Raw genomic sequence first — 6,267 nt, 5'->3', positions numbered from 1 at the left:
AGTCGGGGGACATGGCGGAAGAGGAAGGCGTGCGCCTGCTGGAGTCGCAGGGCTTCCGGGTGAGGGCGCGCAACTGGACGTGCCGCTACGGCGAGCTGGACATCGTGGCGGAGCGCGAGGAGGTCATCTGCTTCGTGGAGGTGCGCATGCGCTCCTCGGCGGTGTGGGGGGACCCGGCGCACACGGTGTCCTTCGCCAAGCAGCGTCGGGTGGTGAAGGCCGCGCTGCACTATCTCTTCCAGAATGGCATCGACGGGCGCATGGTGCGCTTCGACGTCATCTCCGTCGTGGGCCAGGGCGAAACCGCCCGGGTGGAACACATCCCCGCCGCCTTCGACGCCGGCATGTGAGGACCTGTCCTTTGGCTGCAACGCTCTACCTCGTGGCCACGCCCATCGGGAACCTGGGGGATGTCACCGCCCGGGCCCTGGAGACGCTGCGCACGGCGGGCTTCCTCGCGTGCGAGGACACCCGGCACTCACGCATCCTGTTGGACCACTTCGGCATCACCGGGAAGGACCTGGTGAGCCTGCCCGCCTTCGCGGAAGGGCAGCGCGCCGGGCGCATCCTGGACCGCATCGAAGCAGGGGAGGACTGCGCGCTCATCACCGACGCCGGCAGCCCCGGCATCAGCGACCCGGGCGAGAAGCTGGTGGCCGAAGCGCTGGAGCGCGGCCTGAAGGTGGAGCCGGTGCCCGGGGCGACGGCCCTGGTGGCGGCGCTGAGCGCGTCGGGGTTGCCCACGGGCCGCTTCCACTTCCTGGGCTTCCTGCCGCGCAAGGGGCCGGAGCGCCGTGCCATGCTGGACGAGGTGGCGCCCCTGTCCGCCACCTGCGTGCTCTACGAGTCCCCACGCCGCCTGGGAGAGACGCTGGCCGACCTCCAGGAGGCCTGGGGTGACCGGCGCGCGTGCGTGGCGCGGGAGCTGACCAAGCTGCACGAAGAGTTCGTCCGGGGCCCGCTGTCCGCCCTGGTGGCCCGCTACGCCGCCGAGGAGACCCGGGGCGAGGTGGTCATCCTTGTGGAGGGCCGCACCGGCGAGCAGCGCTGGAGCGAGGACGAGGTGCGCCGCGCCCTGGAGTCCGGCCTGGAGCGCGGTGAGAAGCTCAAGCCCCTGAGCACCGAGCTGGCCCGCCGCGCGGGGTGGCCCGGCCAGGAGGTGTACCGCATGGGCCTGGGCCTGAAGCAGCGGTAGCGACGACCCGCTGCCTCAGGGGAACAAACGGCGCCTAGAACGCGAAGCTGGCGCCCAGGTCGAAGCGGAACGTGGTGCTCTGGATGGCCCGGAAGCGGCGGGACGCCAGGTCGTAGCGCCAGTCGAACGTCGGGTTCAGCTCCGGCGAGCCCGGGTTCGTGTCCACGGTGCCGTTGCCGTCCAGGTCCTGACCGATGGTCTCCGACGTGAGCAGGTGGTCCGTGTTGTAGAGGAAGTTGCCGGAGGCGCGGATGGTGAAGGCCTCCGCGGCGCGGGCGGTGACGCCAAACTGGCCACCCACCTGCAGGTAGTCATCCGAGGTGAGCAGCTTGCGCAGCGCGGAGCTCAGCTCGTTGTAGTACCGGCCGCGACCCACGTAGTTGCCGATCAGTCGCGCGTCCACGGTGAACTTCTGGGCCTTGGCCGCGCTCTCGAACGGGACCAGCTCCACGCCGAAGAGGATGCCCGTCTGCGACGGCGCCTGGATGCCCGTCTCCTTGCGATTCCACGGGCCGGTGAAGCAGTTGCCCGGAGCGCCCAGATTGGACGGGTTCGTGCCGGCCTGATCGCAGTTGGAATAGGCCTTGGGACCGCGCACCGGGATGGTGTGGTACGCCTTGAAGTACGGGTCCGCCGCGCCCATGCGCCGCGAGAAGGACGTGTAGAGCTGGTACTTGTGGACGCGGTCGCCCACGTTGCCGCGATCCCCGTCCGGGTCCGTGGTGTCCACGCTCGGGTCGCGCAGCTTGGCGGTGGGCGCCTCGTAGTCGATGCCGACGATCCACGTGGGCTTGGTGCTGTCCTTCTCCTGGTTGAAGAAGGCGTACGCCAGCCCGAAGTGGATGTTGCCCAGCCCGCCCCGGTAGCTCTCCTGCGGCATGCTGAAGAGCCGGCCTACGCAGCCTTCCGACGAGTACGGCGAGCCGTCCGCGTTGAAGCAGCTGTTGACGATGGTGGAGTTGCTCTGGCCCACCCCCGACACGAACTCCCAGCTCTCGTTCTGCTGGAAGACGATGGGGAGCTTGAAGGAGAACTCCAGGTCCTTCCAAAGGCCGAACGCGAGCGCCAGGTTCAGCCGCGCGTCCACGCCCTTGTACCAGAGCTCGTTGACCTCCTTGAGTTCGCCCCCGGAGCCCCCGGACGGGAGCTGCTCACGGACGATCTTCGCGCGCGTCTGCGTGCGCTCGAACCCGACGTCGAGGAAGAGATCGAACGGATCGTCATCCTCGAACGACGAGGCGATCCGGGTGATGTCCGCAGCACTGGCGGCGAGCGGCGCGCCCAGCGTCAGCGCGGCGATGACGGTACGAAACCTGTGCATCCACAACCTCCGACGACCCACGGCCCAGGAGCCTGCCAGCTAGCCGTGCCGTCGGAGGAGTGTCAAGAAATGGGTGGGCGTTACTTGCCCGCCACGGACGTCCCGAGCAGTCCGTCCAGCCGCTGGACCTCGGCCTCGAAGGCGCCCTTCTGGGTGGCCGTGAGGGCCGCCCGGAAGGTCTTGTGCTGGTCGAAGGGGTCCAGGACCCGGTTTTCCCCCAGCATCAGCTGGTAGTGCAGGTGGGGGGCGAAGGAGTGGCCCGTGTTGCCGCTCTGCGCCAGGACCTGGCCCGCCGACACGCGCATCCCGGCCTGGACCGACCGGGGCAGCTCCGCCAGGTGCAGGAAGAGGGCGCGGCGGCCCTTGCCCCCGGACTCGATGAGCTCGATGCAGTTGCCGTTGCTGCCGAAGTTCCAGTTCTTGCGCTTGACGACGCCCGCGAAGGGCGCCCGGACGGTGGTGCCCACCGGCGCGCGGAAGTCCACGCCCTTGTGGCCCCGGCCGTCTCGCAGCAGGGACGTAATCTGCTCGTAGCTGTCGATGGGCGAGTGCTCCATCCGCAGCTCCAGCTCGTCGCCGTTGGGCACGTAGTAGCGGGCGTTCGTCTCACCGCCGGGCTGGAAGCGGTAGGCGCGGTGCGTCTGGCCCGTCTTGCCGGAGATGAAGCGCACCGCGTACACCAGCGGCTCCTCGTTGGGCCGGCGCTGGTAGAGCACGTCCAGCGTGTCGCCCCGGAGGATCTCCCCGGGTACACGCACCCACCACACCAGCGTGCGCGTCACGACCTGGGCCAGGGCGGGGCCCACCTCCGGGCCGGCGGCCTGGACCAGCGCCGTCTCCAGCGGGCCTTCAATGCGGATGGACGCGCGCTCCAGGCCCGCGGCCTTCACCGGATCGGTGGGGGCGGGGGGCGTCGCCGAAGGGGCCTGCGCGACCGTGCCCGCATCCACGGGCGTCGCGGCCTGGGAGGAGGCGCCGTCCATGGGGACGTCCGGCATGCGCTGTTTCCACCACCACACGCCACCCGCGGCCGCGCCGAGGATGACGGAGACGGCAACCACCGGTCCGAAGGGATTGCGCTTCGGTGGTCCACCGAGGGTGGGAAGATTCGGCCGCATTCAAGCTCCCTGAGGGTGAGAAGGTACGCGGGCCCGAAACCGCCGACGGAACGGCGATATTTCGGCGCCCCGGGGCTGCTACTCGTCCGGACCGTCGTCCTGCCCGTCCGGGGTGGTGTCGCGCAGGCCGAACTCCTTCATCTTCGTCTGGAGCGACTTGCGGCTGATCTGCAGGAGGCGCGCGGCGCGGGTGACGTTGCCGCCCGTCTCATCCAGCTTCTTCACGATGAGGTCCCGCTCCAGCTCCGCGGCCTTCATGCGCACGATGTCCTTGAGGCCCACCTCGCCCACCGGGACGTCCAGCGTGCCCAGCGAGCCGCCCATCGTGGCCCCCGCCTGCACGCCCGCTCCGCCGCGCACCGGCTCCGGCAGGTCCTTCGCCGTGATGGAGGGGCCGTCCGCGAAGAGCAGCACGCGTTCGATGAGGTTCTCCAACTCGCGGATGTTGCCCGGCCACGCGTACGCCTGGAGCAGCGCCAGCGCGTCGTCGGCGATGCCTTCGATCTTCTTGTTGAGGCGCCGGTTGTACTTGTCCACGAAGTGCTGGGCGAGCATCGGGATGTCGCTGCGCCGCTCGCGCAGCGCGGGCAGCACGATGGGCACCACGGCCAGCCGGTAGTACAGGTCCTTGCGGAAGCGGCCCGCTTCGATCTCCGCCTGGAGGTCGCGGTTGGTGGCCGCCACGAGCCGCACGTTCACGCGCGTCGTCTTGATGCCGCCCACGCGCTCGAACTCGCCCTCCTGGAGCGCGCGCAGCAGCTTCACCTGCATCTCGACGGGGATTTCGCCAATCTCGTCCAGGAAGAGGGTGCCTTCGTCGGCCAGCTCGAAGCGGCCCGGCTTGGACGTGACGGCGCCGGTGAAGGCGCCCTTCTCGTAGCCGAACAGCTCGCTCTCCAGGAGCGTGGCGGGGATGGCGGCGCAGTTGATCTTGATGAACGGCTTGTCGCGGCGGCTGGAGGCCCCGTGCAGCGCGGTGGCGATCAGCTCCTTGCCCGTGCCGCTCTCGCCGGTGATGAGCACCGTGGAGGGCGTGTCCGCCACCTTGTCGATGATCTTGTAGACGTCCTGGATGGGCGGCGACTCGCCGATGATGGCGGAGCGCGCCTTGTGATCCGCCCGCACGGAGCGCTTGGCGCTCTCGTTCGTCTTGGCGGCCTTGGCCACGACGGAGGACAGCTCCGCCTGGTCGAAGGGCTTGGTGATGTAGTCGAACGCGCCCGCCTTGATGGCCTCCACCGCGGAGTCCACGGTGCCGTGCGCGGTGATGATGATCACCGGCACGTCGGGGTTGGCGGCGCGCACGGCGGCGAGCACCTCCATGCCGCCCAGCTTGGGCATCACCAGGTCGGTGACGACGATGTCCGCGCCGTTCTTGTTGAACTCGGCGAGGCCCTGCTCCCCGTTCTCCGCGACGGTGACGTCGAACCCGTCGCGGCGCAGCAGGGCGGCCAGCACCTTGCGCAGGTTCGTCTCGTCATCGATGACCAGGACCTTCGCCATGGGGACCCGCGTTGGAAGGGCTATCGGCGCGCCGGGGGGGCAGCGGGGAGGGCGCCTTCGAGCGTGCAGATGGCGTCCGGGTGCTTGATGCGCAGCAGCAGCGACTCCAGCACGCGGAAGGGGTGGTTCATCTTGCTGGCGCCCAGGTAGGCGGCGACCATGTCCATGGCCACGGCCAGGTCCATGTTCTCACGGCCGGTGGACACCACCACGCCCGACTCGCCGCGCAGGCGGTTGGACTGGTAGACGCCGTCGGAGGCGAGCTGCTTGATGGTTTCAATCTCCAGCACGCCCGTCTTCTCGTAGATGCGGTGCAGCTGCGAGTACAGCCGGGGCGACAGCACCACGGCGTAGGGCCCGAAGTGGCCGGCCTCGTTGAGCTTGCGCGTGGCCTCCACGATGGTCTGGAACCCGCCGCCCGGCGCCGTCCAGTCGCCCAGCGTGGCGGTGAGGCGGCCATTGGCCGTCATCAGGCCTTCGTAGCCCAGGCGCTGATCGCCGTAGAAGATGAGCTCGTCTTCCTGCTGCGCGCACAGGGCGGCGGCCCCGGCGGCGGCGGACACGTCCAGCGGCATGTTGTGCGTGCGCGCCGCCTCGATGTCCCGCCAGTGCAGCAGGAAGTCCTTGTAGATGATCGGGATCGTCTTGAACTTGCGCACGTCGGTGAAGACCATCGCGGTCTCCTGCTCACCGACGATGTCCACCGCGCCCGGGGACACGCCCTGGAACTCGTCGTAGGCCACCGTCTGCACGCCGGCGCCCAGCGGGCCGTAGATGTCCAGGATGCGACGGCCCACCAGCGACCGACGCGCCACCTGGATCACCGTCTCGTTGAGGCGCGCCCACTCCTCTTCGCGCAGTGGGTTCTCGGCATGTCCAAGGAAGTCAGGCATCGGTGTCTCCGTGACGGGAGCGGGAGAGGAGGGGGAAGACGAAAGGAGCAAGGTGCTTCAGCGACCGCCACCGGAACCGCCACCGCCACCACCGCGGCGCAGGGTGCCCACGGTGAGGGGATGGCTGTTGGCGGACGGCGGCGGCGCGGGAACGCCGTAGATGAGGCGCTGGGGCGGCAGGGACGTGAGCGGCTCGGCCGTCAGGCGTCCCACGGCGGGCGGGGCCCGGGTCACCGC

The 6,267-nt window shown here is 69.6% G+C and carries 6 protein-coding genes and 1 pseudogene; 2 read left to right on the top strand and 5 right to left on the bottom strand.

Translation table 11 applies throughout. From position 1 onward, the window contains the following. Together D7Y13_RS36705 and rsmI are read left to right on the top strand one after the other, a co-directional pair. Positions 1–350, top strand: a 350-nt coding sequence (locus D7Y13_RS36705) for a YraN family protein (RefSeq protein WP_439329252.1), incomplete at its 5' end; no start/stop codon positions are given. Positions 351–361: 11 nt separating this feature from the next. After that, positions 362–1,195, top strand: coding sequence for a 16S rRNA (cytidine(1402)-2'-O)-methyltransferase (gene rsmI / locus D7Y13_RS36700; RefSeq protein ID WP_120530939.1), 834 nt, complete (start codon positions 362–364; stop codon positions 1,193–1,195). Positions 1,196–1,229: 34 nt separating this feature from the next. Here the strand turns inward: rsmI and D7Y13_RS36695 are convergent, their stop codons facing one another. From D7Y13_RS36695 to D7Y13_RS36675, 5 genes and pseudogenes are all read right to left on the bottom strand, one after another. Then, positions 1,230–2,516, bottom strand: a complete 1,287-nt coding sequence (locus D7Y13_RS36695; RefSeq protein WP_120581802.1) for a hypothetical protein — start codon at positions 2,514–2,516, stop codon at positions 1,230–1,232. A gap of 80 nt (positions 2,517–2,596) precedes the next feature. Next, positions 2,597–3,634 carry a peptidoglycan DD-metalloendopeptidase family protein gene (locus D7Y13_RS36690; protein WP_120530941.1) on the bottom strand — a complete coding sequence of 346 codons (1,038 nt, stop codon included), beginning with the start codon at positions 3,632–3,634 and terminating at the stop codon, positions 2,597–2,599. A 78-nt stretch (positions 3,635–3,712) separates the two neighbouring features. Next, positions 3,713–5,137 carry a sigma-54-dependent transcriptional regulator gene (locus D7Y13_RS36685; RefSeq protein ID WP_120530942.1) on the bottom strand — a complete coding sequence of 475 codons (1,425 nt, stop codon included), beginning with the start codon at positions 5,135–5,137 and terminating at the stop codon, positions 3,713–3,715. A 20-nt stretch (positions 5,138–5,157) separates the two neighbouring features. Further along, positions 5,158–6,030 carry an encapsulin nanocompartment shell protein EncA gene (gene encA / locus D7Y13_RS36680; protein WP_120530943.1) on the bottom strand — a complete coding sequence of 291 codons (873 nt, stop codon included), beginning with the start codon at positions 6,028–6,030 and terminating at the stop codon, positions 5,158–5,160. A gap of 57 nt (positions 6,031–6,087) precedes the next feature. After that, positions 6,088–6,267 (bottom strand): annotated as a pseudogene (locus tag D7Y13_RS36675) (ferritin); the annotation flags it as partial.

This window comes from Corallococcus praedator, assembly GCF_003612125.1.
GTDB classification, from domain to species: Bacteria; Myxococcota; Myxococcia; order Myxococcales; family Myxococcaceae; genus Corallococcus; species Corallococcus praedator.
Note: the sequence above shows the minus strand (reverse complement) of the source record. Positions and strands in the feature narration are given on the sequence as shown.

Bases quoted from the DNA above. Each gene is read 5' to 3' on its own strand.
- encA (WP_120530943.1), bottom strand. From the start codon at position 6,030: ATGCCTGACTTCCTTGGACATGCCGAGAACCCACTGCGCGAAGAGGAG.
- D7Y13_RS36690 (WP_120530941.1), bottom strand. From the start codon at position 3,634: ATGCGGCCGAATCTTCCCACCCTCGGTGGACCACCGAAGCGCAATCCC.
- D7Y13_RS36695 (WP_120581802.1), bottom strand. From the start codon at position 2,516: ATGCACAGGTTTCGTACCGTCATCGCCGCGCTGACGCTGGGCGCGCCG.
- D7Y13_RS36685 (WP_120530942.1), bottom strand. From the start codon at position 5,137: ATGGCGAAGGTCCTGGTCATCGATGACGAGACGAACCTGCGCAAGGTG.